The sequence below is a fragment of the Streptomyces sp. NPDC055025 genome (assembly GCF_053608565.1).
Genome location: NZ_JBSGVS010000069.1, coordinates 20,484 through 35,977, shown reverse-complemented (window position 1 = coordinate 35,977; position 15,494 = coordinate 20,484). Strand labels below are relative to the sequence as shown.

Annotated in this window: 12 protein-coding genes; 6 read left to right on the top strand and 6 right to left on the bottom strand. The window is 70.4% G+C overall.

The window, feature by feature from the left end; all coding sequences use genetic code 11:
• Positions 1–93: 93 nt before the first annotated feature.
• Both ACWGDX_RS32465 and ACWGDX_RS32460 read right to left on the bottom strand, forming a co-directional pair.
• Positions 94–678: a hypothetical protein gene (locus tag ACWGDX_RS32465; RefSeq protein WP_453631396.1), complete on the bottom strand. Its 585-nt coding sequence runs from the start codon at positions 676–678 to the stop codon at positions 94–96.
• Positions 679–935: 257 nt separating this feature from the next.
• Positions 936–1,136, bottom strand: coding sequence for a DUF6000 family protein (locus ACWGDX_RS32460; RefSeq protein WP_453631394.1), 201 nt, complete (start codon positions 1,134–1,136; stop codon positions 936–938).
• A gap of 279 nt (positions 1,137–1,415) precedes the next feature.
• On the opposite strand from ACWGDX_RS32460, the gene ACWGDX_RS32455 reads away from it, so the two are divergent.
• Entirely contained in the window at positions 1,416–2,672 is a 1,257-nt protein-coding gene (locus ACWGDX_RS32455) for a damage-control phosphatase ARMT1 family protein (RefSeq protein ID WP_453631392.1), read from the top strand.
• A gap of 151 nt (positions 2,673–2,823) precedes the next feature.
• On the opposite strand, the gene ACWGDX_RS32450 is transcribed toward ACWGDX_RS32455, so the two are convergent.
• Together ACWGDX_RS32450 and ACWGDX_RS32445 are read right to left on the bottom strand one after the other, a co-directional pair.
• Positions 2,824–5,766, bottom strand: a complete 2,943-nt coding sequence (locus ACWGDX_RS32450) for a discoidin domain-containing protein (RefSeq protein ID WP_453631390.1) — start codon at positions 5,764–5,766, stop codon at positions 2,824–2,826.
• A gap of 106 nt (positions 5,767–5,872) precedes the next feature.
• Entirely contained in the window at positions 5,873–7,057 is a 1,185-nt protein-coding gene (locus tag ACWGDX_RS32445) for a pyridoxal-phosphate dependent enzyme (protein ID WP_453631389.1), read from the bottom strand.
• 153 nt (positions 7,058–7,210) lie between these two features.
• On the opposite strand from ACWGDX_RS32445, the gene ACWGDX_RS32440 reads away from it, so the two are divergent.
• The 5 genes from ACWGDX_RS32440 to ACWGDX_RS32420 all read left to right on the top strand — a co-directional run bounded on the left by ACWGDX_RS32440 (position 7,211) and on the right by ACWGDX_RS32420 (position 12,460).
• Positions 7,211–7,963, top strand: a complete 753-nt coding sequence (locus tag ACWGDX_RS32440; protein ID WP_453631415.1) for a GntR family transcriptional regulator — start codon at positions 7,211–7,213, stop codon at positions 7,961–7,963.
• A 327-nt stretch (positions 7,964–8,290) separates the two neighbouring features.
• Entirely contained in the window at positions 8,291–8,470 is a 180-nt protein-coding gene (locus ACWGDX_RS32435) for an SPOR domain-containing protein (RefSeq protein WP_363082117.1), read from the top strand.
• 54 nt (positions 8,471–8,524) lie between these two features.
• Positions 8,525–8,953 carry a (deoxy)nucleoside triphosphate pyrophosphohydrolase gene (locus tag ACWGDX_RS32430; RefSeq protein ID WP_453631387.1) on the top strand — a complete coding sequence of 143 codons (429 nt, stop codon included), beginning with the start codon at positions 8,525–8,527 and terminating at the stop codon, positions 8,951–8,953.
• A gap of 365 nt (positions 8,954–9,318) precedes the next feature.
• Positions 9,319–9,747, top strand: a complete 429-nt coding sequence (locus tag ACWGDX_RS32425) for an ATP-binding protein (protein WP_453631385.1) — start codon at positions 9,319–9,321, stop codon at positions 9,745–9,747.
• 145 nt (positions 9,748–9,892) lie between these two features.
• Complete coding sequence (locus ACWGDX_RS32420) at positions 9,893–12,460, top strand: SpoIIE family protein phosphatase (protein WP_453631383.1); 2,568 nt, start codon at positions 9,893–9,895, stop codon at positions 12,458–12,460.
• A 149-nt stretch (positions 12,461–12,609) separates the two neighbouring features.
• On the opposite strand, the gene ACWGDX_RS32415 is transcribed toward ACWGDX_RS32420, so the two are convergent.
• Together ACWGDX_RS32415 and ACWGDX_RS32410 are read right to left on the bottom strand one after the other, a co-directional pair.
• Positions 12,610–13,320, bottom strand: a complete 711-nt coding sequence (locus ACWGDX_RS32415; RefSeq protein WP_453631381.1) for a PspA/IM30 family protein — start codon at positions 13,318–13,320, stop codon at positions 12,610–12,612.
• Positions 13,321–13,352: 32 nt separating this feature from the next.
• Positions 13,353–15,458 carry a TPM domain-containing protein gene (locus ACWGDX_RS32410; RefSeq protein WP_453631413.1) on the bottom strand — a complete coding sequence of 702 codons (2,106 nt, stop codon included), beginning with the start codon at positions 15,456–15,458 and terminating at the stop codon, positions 13,353–13,355.
• Positions 15,459–15,494: the final 36 nt, after the last annotated feature.

The following is a 15,494-nucleotide window of genomic DNA, read 5'->3' as shown; positions in this document are numbered from 1 at the left end:
GCAACCCCGAGCAACACCCCTCGGCGATGCGCCGGCTGCGAGCGAGGCGGCGCGGACCCGGCTGCGGCAACTGGTTCCCGAGGCGTTGGGCGGTTATGACGTTTGGGACATCCCCGGCACAGCCTTCATTGATCCTGATGCAGGGCCGCTCGGAAACAGAAGCTCGTACGGCAGGTAATCGTCGTCCGGCACGCGCGGCACATAGTCCGGGGTCGTGCGTGCGGCCACAGCCAGCAGGCGAGCGGCAGCCTCCTCCTCAGAAATGGAGGCAAGCCCGAGGGCGTGCAGAAGGCGGTCGCGCTCGGCGTCGAAGTCCGGGTGGTCGGCCCGAAGGTCCGAGCCGAGCTCGCTGATCGCGAAGCCCTTCGCCAGGTCGCGCCAGAAGGGCAGTACGGCGATGAGCGTGATGGCCTCGACGAGGTCGGCGCCGATCAACGTGGCCTGGCCCTCGGAATCGGCATACAGGACAGGCCGCTCCTCGGCCCCGGCTTCCCCACAGAGGAAGTACGTGCCGCCGGCGCCGCATCCGGCTACCGGGTGCAGAGGCCTGCCGGACGGGAGTGCGAGATCCTCGATGGGATCCCGGCGATCTATGTCGAAGTCACCTGGCCAGGCCAGCGCGGCAGCCAGCGACGAGTCCTGTTCGAGGCGGCGAAGCAGAGCGTCTGATGCGGTCATGGGCGGAAGGTAACAGCGCCCTCGGACAGTGGGTCTGGTTGCCAATCCGCGTGACGCCGAAGGCGTGCTGTCATTGGCGTACGGCACAGTGCGGCCATGAGTCACGACCTGGCGGTCTGGGAAGGCGACAAACCGTTGACAACGCGACAGCGGGAGAGGTCTTCGCTCAATTGTGCGACCGCTCCATCGATACGGTCGAAGAATTTCCACCGTCACCGGTAGCGCTGAGTACGTAGCCGCGCTCCTGGCGCGATGCTTCACGCGTCTCGCAGCGCCTCGGTGATCGTGGCCGCGTCGTCGATGAGGTGGCGGGTGAAGCGTTCGGCGTGCGGCCACCCGGGCCGCAGGACGCGACCGGCTGTCAGATCGCGGTAGCGCGGGTGGTCCGAGTCCTTCCTCGTCACGTAGCGCTCGACCACGTAGCCGTAGCCGACCTCCTCGGGGTGCTGGAACGGCATCGGTCACCTCTCCGGGTATAGGTCGGTCGGTATGGCCGATCCAGGTGTCGGACTACAGGGGTGCGGGCGTCGAGCTCCGTCCAAGCCCAGCGGATGCCGGCCGGCTCGGTCCGGTCGGGCGGGGGCGCCCGTTCCAGGCAGGTGCGGCTCCCGAGGGGGGCCCCTTCGACATGGCCGTGCTGGGCGGGTGCTGGATGGGTGCTGGACATTCTTGTGCTGCGACCGCCTCATCCTGGGCAGGGATGCCGATCGCGTGCTCTTCCGGGGGATCATCGGAGCATGCCCGAAATCGTTGACGCGCCAGTCATTGTGAGCAACAAGCCCGGATCCTTCTCCTGGGGTGTGCTGACCGAGCGGCATCCGGCGTTGATCAGGAGAGTGCGCGATGCCTTCCCGTACGGCCCTGAGCAGCACCGGGCGCTCGATGTTCTGCTCGGGGAGTGCACGGAGGGGGTGATCGAGCCCCTTGGGTCCGATGCGCGTGACCGGGACCGGTGGGCGGGGTGGGACCGGGGGCATGTCGGCGGGTCATGGTTCGACGCGCCGTTCCTGTGGGCGGAGAGCTACTTCTACCGCAAACTTCTCGATGCCGTCGGGTACTTCGGGCCGGGGCCGTGGCAGGGCATCGATCCGTTCCTCCCCTTCAAGCAGGCCGAGCTGCGCACCGAAGAGGCGGAGGCGGAACTGGTCGCGCTGGACCGGCTCGCCATGCGGACCGTCGACGAGCAGGCGCGCGCACTGCTCCAGGGCTCGCTGTGGGGCAACCGCGCGGACCTCGGTTTCCACCTGGTCTCCGGCGGCGGGGCGACGGGCGGCACTGCTGGTGTTGGTGCCGGTCACGGTCCCGGTGCGGGTGTTGGTGCGGGTCCCCGTGTGGGCGTTGGTACTGGTACTGGTGTCAGCGCTCCTCTTGTCGCGGACGACTCCGAGACGCTCTGGTCGCTGCTCCCCGCCGGAGGACCGAACACGGTATGTCTGGTCGCGGACAACGCCGGACGTGAACTCGTCCCCGATCTGCTCCTGATCGACCACCTGTTGCGGCACCAGCGCGCCGAACACGTCGTCCTGCACGTCAAGCCCTATCCGTACTTCGTCTCGGACGCCACGACCGCCGATGTGATCGACTGCCTGCGCCATGTGAAGCGGGCCGACGGCGTTGCCGGGATGGTCGGTGAACGGCTGTGGGAGGCGATGGGACGCGGTCGGCTCGTCGTGCGGGCGCACCCCTTCTCCTGCGCGCCCCTCCCGTACTCGGACATGCCCGACGATCTGCGTCAGGATTTCGCGGAGGCCACGGTGACCATCATGAAGGGCGATTTGAACTACCGGCGTCTGGTGGGCGATCAACTCTGGCCCGCCACCACGTCGTTCGCCGAGCGCACGGCGTACTTCCCGGGTCCCGTGGCGGCTCTGCGCACATTGAAGTCCGATGTGATCGTCGGACTCGACGAGCGGACGGAGTCCGCGCTCGTCGCCGCGCACGACCAGCGTTGGCGCACCAGCGGTACCCATGCGCTGATCCAGGTCCGGCGGTGATGTCGCTTTTACGTTCGGAACTGTCTGGGCGCCGGGCCGCGTCTGGCGCTCGGTGCCGCCCGCTGTCTCCTGCCGCCTGCCGTGGCTGACTCGTTGGGCCGACAGGCTGGTTGAGCCGGTCAGCCGGTCAGCCGGTCGGCCCGCCGTTCGGTCAATCGGCCTTCGCCGTCCTGACCGTCAGTTCGCGGATTCCCGAACGCTGATCGCCGGCGGGCGCGCGTACGGTCACGCGGATATGACGGGCCCGCGCCCCGGGGCGCAGCGGCTGCCAGCGGGTCGCGTCCGTCGAGGTCTCGACGGAGTGCGAAGCGGGGCGCGACGCTGTCCACTCCGGGGCGACCGACCCGATCGGGACGGTACGGCCCAGGTCCACCGAGAACGAGGCCGTGGCGTCCGACGGGACCCAGGAGGTGGCCCGGCTGCCGTCGACGGCGGCCGCCGCGTACAGACCGGGCTGCTCGGAGGAGGCCGTCGCCGGCCGGCAGCGGGCCGCGTTCGGCGTCGGGGTGAGATCGGGGCGGCGTGTGGGCAGGGTGAGCGTTGTACTCAGCCGCCGTGGGCCGCCCGGCGTGTGCACCGTGAACGGTTTGCCGGAGGTGAGCCGGACCGTCGTCTCGCGGGCACCGATGGCGACGTCGTACGTACGCCCCCGCCAGTGAAGTCCTCGCAGACTCACCCCGCTCCCGCTCCTGTTCCGGTTCGCGCTGGTGTTCCCGCTCCCGCTCCCGCTCCCGTTCGCGTTCGCGTTGGTGTTGGTGTTGGTGTTGGTGTTGGTGTTGGTGTTGGTGTTGGTGTTCGCGAGCTGAGGAGGCAGCGTGGGGTCGAGCCGTACGCCGTCCTCCCGCAGCCGGAGCCCTGTCAACCCGTGGGTGAAGACCTGGAGGAAACCACCCTTTCCGGTGAGGAAATCCTGTGCCGGAGCTCCGGCGAGAGGATCCGAGGCCCCCGCCTTGTCCCCCCGGGCCTCGGAGAAGAGCGCGAAGGGCCCCCGGACGAACGGCCGGATCGACCGCTGGAGATAGGTGTACGCCGCACACCCCGGCTCCCCGATGGCGGCGGCGCCGATCGCGTGGACCGAGTCCGTCATCGCGGGCCCGTCCGGATCGGTGCGCTCGGCGTAGTGATCAAGGGTCGCCGCCGCGGCTCCCGCGGGCATCGGCCACTCCAGCGGATATGTCAGCAGGACCGTGTCCGCCTGTTTGATCCGGGAGCCGTCGTAGCCCGCGTACTGGAGGTAGATCTTGCGGCGCGCGTCGTACGGGACGCGGATCTTGCCGGCGATCCGGGTCCACTCACCGGGCGGCCGCTCACCGACGAGCGCGGCGGCACGGGCGGCGTTGCGCAGCGCGGTGGCGGCGCCCGCGTTGGTGAAGGCACCGTCGGTGACGCCGTTGCTGTACTCGTCGGGACCCGCCACCTCCTTGACGGAGTAACTGCCATCGTCGTTGGCGGTGACCCGCGAAACCCAGAACTCGGCGATCCCCCTGAGCAGCGGCCAGCCGCGCTCGCGCAGCCAGCCCCGGTCGCCGGTGGCCAGGTAGTACTGCCAGACGGCGAGGGCGACATCGCCCTGGAGATGGTTCTGGGTGACGCAGTGGGGCGGATACCAGGACTGGCACTCCGTCCAGACGTGTCCCTCACCACCACTGGTCCATGGGTAGAACAGACCCCTGAAACCGAGCTTCTCGGCATTCGCCGCCGCCGCGCCCCGGGTGCGGAAACGGTAGTCGAGGACGGAACGGGCCAGTTCGGGCCGGGTCACCAGCAGGCCCGGATACATCCAGGTCTCGGCGTCCCAGAAGACCAGCCCCGCGTAGTTGTCGCTGGTCAGACCGGTGGGCGCGAGACTGTCGGCGGACCCCTGCCGGGTACTGGTCAGCAGCCCGTACTGGGCCGAGCGCAGCCACGCCTGGAGATCGGGCTGCCTCGGTACGCCGATATCGGCGGCCCACAGGGGCGACCAGGCGGCCTCGTTGGCGGCGAACAGCGCCTGCCAGCCGCGGCCGGCCGCCCGGAGGGCCGCGTCCATGGCGGTGGCGCGCGGATCATGTGAGGTGAGGGTGGTGTCGACGCCGACATACTTCGCGAACTGGTACGTACGGTCGGCGCGGACCGGGACAGGACCGCCGCCCGGACGGCCACCCGGACCGCCGGCCGGACGGCCACCCGGACCGCCGGCCGGACCGCCGGCCGGACCGCTGAGCGGACCGCTGAGCGGACCGTCGAGCGGGCTCTGGGCTGGCCACTGGGCCGGGCTCCGGGCCGGGCTCCAGGTCCGGCCTGCGGGTGCGTCCTCGACTGGGTCCTCGACCGCGCCCTCGACCGGGCCTGCGTCCGGGCCCTTGGCCGGGCTTCCGAGGGACGGTCGCAGCACCGTGGCGACGGCGCCCGTCGTCCCCGTACCTTCGGTGCGGAAGGTGGCGACGTCGGCGTCCCCGGAGCGGTGCTCTCCCGTGCGGGCGAGGCGCCTCGCCCCGCGCCAGTCGAGTCCGCCGCCGACCGTGGCCTCCCCGCTCCATCGCGGGGTGAGACGCAGTCGTACGGCGCCGACGTGCGGATCGGACCGGTCGGTGAGGACCTCGTACGTCAGGTCGGTGGCCCGGCCGTCCGCGGCGGTCCAGCGCAGGGTGGTACGGACCACTCCGCAGCGCAGCAGAACGCTCTGGCGGTAGCGGGAGATCCGGCTGTCCTCGCCTAAGGTCTCGTCACCCACCCGCAGGGGCAGGGCTGTCCAGGTGGGCAGCGCGGCGAGCACCTGCCGACCGGCGGTGGTGTTCGGCTCGTGGGCGTACAGTCCGGCCGCGAAGGCGCCGTCGTAGCGCGGGGTGAAGAGCGGCCAGCCCGTCTTCGCGCCGTCCTCGGCGTAACCGGCGCCGACGGGCGGAACCCGCGTTCCCAGATAGCCGTTCCCGGTGTAGGCGTGGTGGCTGTCGACGCGGTCGACGCGGGTGGCAGTGGGTGACCAGCCGGGATCCGCCTCCTCCCCGCAGGACGGTGAGGAGCCCCGGCCTTCGGCGTACGAGAGCGGGGGCACGGCGGCGGCGAGGGCGCCCGCGAGGAGGGGGGCGAGCACGTGCGTACGCGAGAGTCTCACCGTACGACCGTATGAACGGGCATCCGGCGCGGGCGTGCACGGCGCGCGTGGTGAACGTGTGAATGGACTGAGCGACTGGTCAGGGCGACTGGTCAGGGGCGGCTGGTCAGGCCGTGGGCGCGAGCCCGGTCTTCGCGCCCGCACCGCAGAGCGGTACGACGACGGAGCGGTCGGTCCAGCCGCCCACCGCCGCCCAGCAGGCGACGCCCGTCGACTCCACGAAGAGGCCCCGGGCGGCCAGATCGAGCTGGGCGGCGCGGAGTTGATCCTCCGTCACGGTGAGGAAGGTGCCGCCGGACTCCCTTACGGCGCGCAGGATCTGGCGGGCGCGCGGCGGACGGGGGATGGCGATGCCCTCGGCGAGGGTGGCGGCGGCAGTGGCAGTGGCGGCGGCGGTGGCGTTTCCGGGGCCGGCGGTGGCGGTGACGGCGTTTCCGGCGGAGGCGGTGGCGGTGGCGGAAGCGCTGGGCAGGTCGTCGGCGCCCGCGTGGAAGGCGGTCGCCAGCGGTGAGACCGCCTCGGCCTGTACGGCGATCAGCGCGGGGCGTTCGGTGATGAGACCGTGCCCGTACAGCTCCGCGACGGCGAGCGCGGCGCCGAGAAGCAGGGTGCCGTTGCCGACCGGTACGACGATCGCCTCGGGAAGACGTCCCCCGAGGTCCTCCCACAGCTCGTAGACATAGGTCTTCGTGCCGTGCAGGAAGTACGGGTTGTGGACATGGCTCGCGTAGAACGTGCCCGGTTCGTCGGCGGCGGCCTGGGCGGCTCGGGCGGTGGCCTCCCGGTCGCCGGGGACGCGCACGAGACGCGCGCCGTGGGCCCGGATCTGCTCGGTCTTCTTCGGCGAGGTCGCTTCCGGCACATACACCGTGCAGGGCAGTCCCGCCCGCGCGCAGTACGCCGCGACGGCCGTGCCCGCGTTGCCGCTGCTGTCCGCGATGACGCGCTCCGGCGCGAGCCGCCGCGCCAGTTCCGCGAGCATCACCGCGCCCCGGTCCTTGAAGGAGAGCGTGGGCATCAGGAAGTCGAGCTTGGCGGAGACGGACGGGGTCAGCGCCACCAGCGGCGTGCGGCCCTCGCCGAGGCTGGTGACGGGCGCGGAGAGCGGCAGCGCCTCCTCGTACCGCCAGAGCGAATTGACCCGCTGGGGAAGGGAACGCAGAGCTACCGGCGCGGTGTCGACGACGAGATCCCACGGCCCCCGGCAGACGGGGCAGCACCAGGCGTACGAATCGACGGGCGAGCGGGTGCCGTCGACCGGGCAGAGGTAGGCGGGATACGTCGTCGTCATGCCGACCAGCATGACAGCCGCCCAGGTGAGCCCCGGTGCCCGACCTTTGCCAAACCATAAGTCATCACTTCGGGTGAAACTCTGGCCCATGCTTGCGGCCAACAACCGACGGTTGCCACGCTGTTGCTGTCTGTCAACCTGATGGGAGTGCCCGTGGCCTTCGGTGAGCAGCCCGCCTATCTGCGCGTTGCGAGCGATCTTCGCGAGAAGATTGTCAATGGAGTGCTGCCGCCGCATACCCGATTGCCCTCGCAGGCCCGTATCCGCGAGGAGTACGGCGTCTCGGACACCGTCGCGCTGGAGGCGCGCAAGGTGCTCATGGCGGAAGGTCTGGTCGAGGGGCGCTCGGGTTCGGGCACGTATGTACGGGAGCGGCCCGTCCCGCGCCGGATCTCCCGCTCGGGGTACCGGCCGCCGTCCGGCTCCAGTCCGTTCCGCCAGGAGCAGGCGGAGGCCGGGGCGCGGGGCACGTGGGAGTCCAGGAGCGAGCAGGAGGAGGCGGGGACCGAGATCGCGCTCCGCCTCGGTATCCAGCCGGGCGAACCGGTGATGCGTACGAGCTATGTCTTCCGGGACGGGGGCGAGCCGATGATGCTCTCCACCTCGTGGGAGCCGCTGTCACTCACGGGGCGTACGCCGGTGATGCTGCCCGAGGAGGGGCCGCTCGGCGGGTGCGGGGTGGTCGAGCGGATGGCGGCCATCGACCTCGTCGTGGACAACGTGCTGGAACAGGTCGGCGCACGGCCAGGGCTCGCGGAGGAGTTGCTGACGCTCGGCGGTGTGCCCGGCCATGTGGTGATGGTGCTGGAGCGGACCTATTACGCGTCGGGGCGTGCCGTGGAGACGGCGGAAGTGGTCGTCCCCGCCGACCGGTACCGCATCGCTTACCACCTCTCCGTCAAGTAGCCTTCCGACGGGCGCTGTTGCCGGTCCGTGTCGCCCCGTTCCTGTGGTCCGGGCGTCATGACGGAGTGTCAACTGCCGCTCCGCTGCTTCCGGTGGCACCATCGCGTGTTCACCGCGTACCGAAGTGCCGTGCCGTGTGCGCCGGAGCGGGGTAACAGCGCACGCCGGCGCGTACCCCCGCTTTTCGGCGTTTTGTTGGCCGGATGAGTGCCTCTTCGTGAAAACACGTATCCGCTGAGTGAAGGTCAGGCGTAGGCTCGGGCATATGCGGATTGCGGTTTCCTGGGAATTTTCAGAGACATGCAGGCCGGTGGCGGGAGGAGCTCGATGAACGACGGCGCGGTCGCACTCCCGTGGTTGGTGATACGGGAGGACGACAACGGCAACCGCTATCGCGTCGGCAGATATGCCACCGAGGACGAGGCGAACAAGACGGTGGACAGCCTCTCCGATTCCGGACACAAGCAGCTCTACTGGGTCGAGCGCGTCGGCCAGACCGCGCACTAGATCCTGGTCCTGACCCGTCCTGACCGCGAACGCGTTCAGGTTACGCTCCGGCGCATGAGTGATCGTGTCGTGGTGGCGGGTGCCGTATATGACCGGGGCCGGCTGCTGGCCGCCCGTCGTAGTGCGCCTCCCGAGCTGGCCGGACGCTGGGAGCTGCCCGGCGGCAAGCTGGAGCCGGGAGAGGGGCCCGAGCAGGCACTCGTGCGCGAGCTACGGGAAGAACTCGGCGTGGAGACACAGCCGGTGGAGCGAATCCCCGGTGAGTGGCCGCTGAAGCCCGGCTATGTGCTCCAGGTGTGGACGGCCCGGCTGCTCTCCGGCGAGCCCCTTCCCCTTGAGGACCACGACGAGCTGCGCTGGCTCGGCCCGGACGAGATCCATACCGTGGACTGGCTCGACCAGGACCGCCCGGCCGTGGCCGAAGCCGCCCGCCGCCTCCGCGCCGCCTCGCCCGACGCCGTGAACGGGACTCCCTCCCACTAGGGCCTCTCGTTTGGATCTTGCTGGGCTCGCGTGCCCTGGCACCGCGCCTCGCGGCGTTGTCGTCGGTTGCCTACGCTCCGCGTGGGCTCCCTCCTCCGCCTTGCGATCCACGGCACCAGCCCCCGCTCCCTCATCCAGCCAGATCCAAACGAAAGACCCTAGAGTTCCGCTGGAGCCCGCACGAGTCATTTCCCCGGTCGTTTCCTTCGGTCATTTCCCTGGGCCGTGCCGCCGTGGGCCGGGGCCGGAGTGTCTACTCCGTTTGTCCCACCGTGCGTCCGGCGGGGCGATAGCTGTCTTGAATGCCGGGTATGTACTGATTAACCCCTTCCATGGGATGCGGTGCCTGCCGTCGGTCTTGGGAAGTGATCGGCTTGATCGACACGGAGGACGGCGCAGAGGCCGAGTGGACCTTCCCCGCCGAACTCGACTCCGTCCATGCCGCCCGCCATGCCGTACGTGACACGCTCCGCACCTGGAAGCTGCCTCCTGCCGTCCGTGATGTGGCGGTACTGCTGGTCAGCGAGCTGGTGACCAATTCTCTGCGCTATGCCTCGGGGCCGATCGGGGTACACCTCGCCCTTCGCGCCGGGGCTTCCGCGGCCTCGGACCGGGCCGCGCTTCTGGTGGAGGTGTCCGACCCGCTCCCGGACCTTCCGACCGAGCGGCCCGCCGGTCCCGACGACGAGGGAGGCCGCGGAATCCAGCTCGTGGCCTGCTCCGCCAAGCGCTGGGGCACTCGACGGGGGAAGACGGGCAAGACCGTGTGGTTCGAGCTGCCTCTGCCTGGTTAGAAGTGTGAAGGGAGAACGATCACGTCGGCACGGCTCAAAAAGAACGAGACCGTGCTGTGATCGTGAACGGCGTGTCGGCCGGGGCCGTAGTGCTGAATACTGCGGGCATGGCCGGTCCGGTGCGTGAGCTGGAGGGGACGGTCGCGTGAGCGAGATATCTGGGACGACGGGCGACGTCGTATGGCAGAGCAGTCCGCCCGGCTCAATATATGACTACATCAGAATCGCTTCCTTCTCGATCGGCCCGGACGGGCTGGTCGACCAGTGGAGCGAGCGTGCCGCCGAGCTGTTCGGAATCGGTGCGCACCAGGTCAGGGGCAAGGACCCGGTCGAGGTCTTCATGCCCGCCGACCTGCGCCCGCGCGGGCATCGCCGGGTCAGGGAAATACTCGACGGCAAGGAATGGACCGGGCTGGTCCCCTTCCGGACCGACGGCGAACACGGAGGCCGCGGGGAGCACGGGCTCGCCGAGGTCTATGTGATGCCGAGCGAGACGGAAAGTGGCGAACGGGGTGCTCTCTGTATCGTCGTCGACGTCCGGGCCCTGCGCCGTATCGAAACCGACCTCGCCTCCTCGCAGGCTATTTTCGGCCAATCTCCTTTCGGTTTTCTCCTGTTCGGCACCGATCTCAAGGTGCAGCGCGCCAACCAGCGGTTCGCCACCGTCTTCGGCGGTGAGGTCGGCGACCACCGCGGGCGTACCGTCCACGACTATCTTTCCCGTCCCGAGGCCGAGCGGATGACCGCCGCCCTCCAGCGGGTCCTGAAGACCGGGGAGTCCGTCACCGACCTTCAGATCGTCGGCACCCAGCCCGGCGGCAAGGAGCGCCGGCACTGGTCGGTCAATCTCTACCGCGTGCACAGCGGATCGGGCCGCCCCATCGGTGTCGCCGGGGTCGGCACCGATGTCACCCGGCGTCATATCGCCGCCCGCGAGGCCGCCAGCGCCCGCCGTAATCTCGCCCTCCTCAACGAGGCCAGTGCCCGGATAGGCAACTCCCTCGATCTGGAGACCACCGCCCGGGAACTGCTCGATGTCGCCGTCCCCGGCTTCTGCGACCTGGCCGCCGTCGATCTCTACCAGAGCCTGCTCACCGGCGAGGAGGCACCGCCGGGACGGTGGGGCTCCTCCGGCAACGACTCCGGCGGAGGCAGCGCACGGCTGCGTCGTGTCGCCTTTGCCAGCGCCGTCTCCGACGCCCCGCTGACCGGTCCTGGCGGCGCGGGCGACGAGGGATATGTCCCACCGCAGGTCGGCGCCGTCCACCGATTCCCGTTCAGCTCGCTCAGCGCGAACGCCCTGCGGACCGGCCGGGTGCAGTCCATCCCCGGTGAGGCGGGCAGCCTGGTCCAGTCCACACTGGCCGTCCCGATGGTCGCCCACGACACCGTCATCGGACTCGCCCAGTTCTCCAGGACGAAGGGCAGCGAACCGTTCGGCGAACGGGACCGGGCGCTCGCCGTCGAACTCGCCGCCCGCGCCGCGGTCTGTATCGACAACGCCCGTCTCTACCGGAGGGAGCACGAGCGCGCGCTCATACTCCAGCGCAGTCTGCTCCCGCCGGGTGACCCCGAGGCCGCCGGGCTGGACATCGCCTGTCGCTATCTGCCGGGCAACACCGCCACCGAGGTGGGCGGCGACTGGTTCGACGTCATCGAACTGCCCGGCCACCGGACGGCGTTGGTCGTCGGTGACGTCATGGGACGCGGTCTGCGGGCCGCCGTCGCCATGGGAGAGCTGCGCACCGCCGTACGCACCCTGGCGCTGCTCGATCTGGAGCCCGCGGAAGTGCTCTCCGCGCTCGACGAGATCGCCCGTGGTCTCGGCACCCCCAGCGGAGCCCAGCAGGCCTCGCGGGTCGCGCACAAGACGCGCGACGCCGATCTCTCCGAGGTCTATCTCGCCACTTGTGTCTACGCCGTCTACGACCCGGTCACCCGGCGCTGCACCTTCGCCAACGCCGGCCACCTCCCGCCCATGCTCGTGGAACCGGACGAAGCGGCACTGATGCTCGATGTGCCGCCCGGAATGCCCCTCGGTGTGGGCGGTGAACCCTTCGAGCAGGTCGAGGTCGACCTCACGGAGGGCGCGCTGCTGGCCCTCTACACCGACGGTCTCGTGGAGTCCAGGGACCATCCGCTCGACGAAGGACTGAGCGCCTTCCGCGCCGCTCTCACCAACCCCGGCCGCCCGCTGGAAGACGTCTGCGACCACGTCCTCAACACGCTCGACACCCGGCACGGTGAGGACGACATCGCCCTTCTGATGGCCCGTATCCAGGGACTGCCCGTCGACGCGGTCGGAGACTGGCGGCTGCCACGCGAGCCGCGCTCCGTCGGCCGGGCCCGGGAACTCGCCCGCACACAGCTCGTGGCCTGGGATCTCGAACCGCTCGTGGACACCGTCGAACTGCTCGTCAGCGAACTGGTCACCAACGCCATGCGCTACGGCGAGGGCGAGATCAGACTGCGGCTGCTCCGCGACCGTACGCTCGTCTGCGAGGTGTGGGACGCCGGACTGGTCCAGCCCCGGCGGCGACGCGCCCGCGACACCGACGAGGGCGGCCGGGGGCTGCAACTGGTCGGCCTGCTGAGCGCCGCGTGGGGCTCGCGCCGGACCCCACGCGGAAAGACGGTCTGGTTCGAACTCGCCCTGCCCGACGGCGACTCGACGGCGGAACCGACGGTCGAGCAGCTCTTGAGCATGTTCTGACGATCCGTCACCATGCCCAGCCGAAGCCGAAGCCGAAGCCGAAGCCGAAGCCGAAGCCGAAGCCGAAGCCGAAGCCGGACCGACCCGTACGATCCGGGCGTGACGGCCGTGCGGCCCGCCCGTGCGCGGGGGGCCGCCGCTCCACCCGGTCAGGCGGCCTTCAGCGCCGCCAGGCGCGCTTCCACCTCCGCGCTGTCGCCGACGCTGTCCAGCCGCTCGAACTGCGCGTCCAGGGACGAGGCGGCCAGCTCCTGCTGGCCCGTCGCTCTCGCCTCCTCGCGCCGCACTTTGTCCTCGAACCGGCCGATCTCGCTGGTCGGGTCGAGCACATTGATGTTCTTGACCGCGTCCAGCATCTGATTCTGTGCCTGGGCGGTCTTGGCCCGCGCCACCAGCTCGTCGCGCTTCGACTGCAACTGACCCAGCTTGGACCGCATCCGCTCCAGACCGGTCTTGAGCTTGTCCACGACCTCCGTCTGCGAGGCGATGGTCGGCTCGGCCGTCTTCGCCTCCTTCTCGGACTGGAGCTGGCGCTCCAGGGCCACCTTGGCGAGATTGTCGAAGGTGTCCGCCTCCGCGCCATGGCTGGACAGGCGCAGCTCGTCCGCCTTCCTGCTCGCCGCGAGCGCCTTCACACCCCACTCCCGGGCCGCTTCCACGTCCTCCCGGTGGTCCTGCTCCAGCAGGCGGAGATTCCCGATGGTGCCTGCCACCGCCTGTTCCGCCTCGCTGATGTTGTTGATGTAGTCGCGGATCAACTGGTCCAGCAGCTTCTGCGGATCCTCCGCCTGGTCCAGCAGCGCGTTGATATTGGCCTTCGCCAGCTGTGTGACGCGTCCGAGGATGGTCTGCTTGGTCATGGCTCTTCTCCTTGTGGGGAAAGGGAATTGCGTCAGAAACGGCCGCCACCGCCCATCCGGCCGCGCGTGCCACCGCCGCCAAAACTGCCAGGACCGCCGCCGCGGTAACCCCCGCCAAAGCCCCCGCCTCCTCCCAGCCCGCCTCCGCCGCCGAACAGGCCGCCGAGGATGATTCCGCCGAGCACGGCGCCGCCGAGCCCGCCTCCTGCCCCTTGTACACCGCCCACGCCATATCGGTTCCCGTACGAGCGCACATCCTGCTCGGCGAGGTACTGGGCCTCCCGGGCCAGCTCGTCCGCGAGCTGTGTCTCGGCCAGCGCGCCCTGCGCGTCGGCCGATGCCGCCGCATGCGCACGCTCCAGTCGTCGCTGCGCCTCCACCAGCCGGGTTCGCGCCTGGCTGCCCACCGCTCCTCGATGGGTGGTGATGTAGTCCGCGGCGGCGCCGATGGCCGAGCGAGCGCTGAGCGTCGCCTGGTCGAGGAGGGTGCCGGCCCGGCGAACGCCCTGCTCACGCTCGCGGGCCCCGGTCAGCGACTCGTCCAGGACCGCGTCCGTCTCCTCGACCCGGCGCAGGGCGTCGATCGGGTCGTACCGCCCCGCGTCCAGTTCGCGCCGTACCTCCGTGACCACCGCCTCGGCGCGGCCGATCCGGCCCTGGAGATCGGCCGTCGACACCCCCGGCGTGGTACCGCGCAGCAGACCGCGGGCGTCGGCGAGGTCCGTCTCCGTCTCGGTGAGCGCGCCGGGGAGCTTGCCTACCGCCTCCGTGAGTTCCACCGCGCGCCGCTCGACCGCCTCGACGAGGATGGCCGCCTGTCCGATGGCCGCCTCCGCGGCCCGCACATGCACGGCCGCCTTGCCGTTGTCCGCCGCGTTGATGAATCCGCGCGCCTTGTCCAGACCGGCGGAGGCGAACTCCAGCCGGTCCTCGGCCTGCTCGACGCTGTCCGTGACGGGCGCGGAGGCGGAGTCGGCGTACCGTTCGCGCAGCGCCGTGAGCGTGGCACGCGCCGTGGTGGCGCGTCCGCTCAGCTCGTGGAAGGCCGTTCGCGCCGAGTCGAGCGCCTGCGGCGCGTTCCGCTCCAGGGCCCGCAGCCGGTCGAAGCCCTCGGACTCGGCGTCCAGCCGGTCGTCGGCCTCCGTGCAGCGGGCGATGATCTCGTCCAGCATCCGGCGCCGGGTCGTGTCGTCCTCCGGAATGGCGTCGTCCAGTTGCTGCCGCACCCGGAACGCCAGGGTCAGCTGCCCCTTGGCGAAGTGCACGGCGTCCGTGAAGGGCGCGGCGGCCTCCTCGCCGAACTGCGCGGTCGCGAATCCCAGTTCCTCCTGACTGGTGCGCAGGGCGTCGTCCGTCTCGACCAGGAGCTGTTTCGCCCGGCCGTCCAGCTCGGGCAGCGGCGTCGGCGGTGGCCGCGGAGTTCCGCCGGGAGAGCCCCAGCCCTGTTCGCCGCCCCGCGCCGATGTGTGAGCCGCCGCCCGCCGCCTGCGCTTGCCGTAGATATAGGCCGCGAGCGCCAAGGCCGCGAGTACGACGGCGACGGGCAGCACCAGATTGGTCGCGGCGCCTCCGTTGGCCGCCCTCCCGCCCGGGTCCGGCTCGCCGGGGGTGATGGCGGGCGTGGGTACGGGCCTGCCCGCGAGCACCGCGTCGTATCCGTTCGCGGCTCCGATCGCCGCGCCCGCCCAGTCGTTCTGCCGCAGCGCCGGCTCGACGGCGGTCCTCGCGACATCGGCGAGCTGGCTGTCGGTGAGAGGGGAGCCGGTGTCGACGGAGTAGGCGTACTGCCGGTCGTGGGTGGCGACCGCCAGCAGAATGTCGTCGCGGCCGAGCCCGCTGCGCACCGCCGTGGAATCGGCCCAGCTCTGCGCGGAGTGTCCCGAGAAGTCGCGTACGTATGCGACGAAGAGCTGCACACGGTTGTCGGTGTAGAGACGGTCGAGGGAATGGCTGACCGCCACCCTGCGGTCGCCGAGCGCCCCCACCTTGTCGGTGATCTGTCCCTGCCGCGACAGGGTGATCGGATCATCGGCCTGGGCGTCCCGAGCGCCGGGTATGAGCAGGCACCACGCCATGACCAGTACGGCCAGAAGGGTCCGGCCGGCTATGTGCGTCCGGGTGGAGCTCTCGGGAAGCATCACAATTTGGAGGTTATGTCCGCACTGGAGCCTTCG

Excerpts from the sequence above, each read along its gene's own strand:
- ACWGDX_RS32465 (WP_453631396.1), bottom strand. The coding sequence starts at position 678 with ATGACCGCATCAGACGCTCTGCTTCGCCGCCTCGAACAGGACTCGTCG.
- ACWGDX_RS32460 (WP_453631394.1), bottom strand. The coding sequence starts at position 1,136 with ATGCCGTTCCAGCACCCCGAGGAGGTCGGCTACGGCTACGTGGTCGAG.
- ACWGDX_RS32455 (WP_453631392.1), top strand. The coding sequence starts at position 1,416 with ATGCCCGAAATCGTTGACGCGCCAGTCATTGTGAGCAACAAGCCCGGA.
- ACWGDX_RS32445 (WP_453631389.1), bottom strand. The coding sequence starts at position 7,057 with ATGACGACGACGTATCCCGCCTACCTCTGCCCGGTCGACGGCACCCGC.
- ACWGDX_RS32435 (WP_363082117.1), top strand. The coding sequence starts at position 8,291 with ATGAACGACGGCGCGGTCGCACTCCCGTGGTTGGTGATACGGGAGGAC.
- ACWGDX_RS32430 (WP_453631387.1), top strand. The coding sequence starts at position 8,525 with ATGAGTGATCGTGTCGTGGTGGCGGGTGCCGTATATGACCGGGGCCGG.
- ACWGDX_RS32415 (WP_453631381.1), bottom strand. The coding sequence starts at position 13,320 with ATGACCAAGCAGACCATCCTCGGACGCGTCACACAGCTGGCGAAGGCC.
- ACWGDX_RS32410 (WP_453631413.1), bottom strand. The coding sequence starts at position 15,458 with ATGCTTCCCGAGAGCTCCACCCGGACGCACATAGCCGGCCGGACCCTT.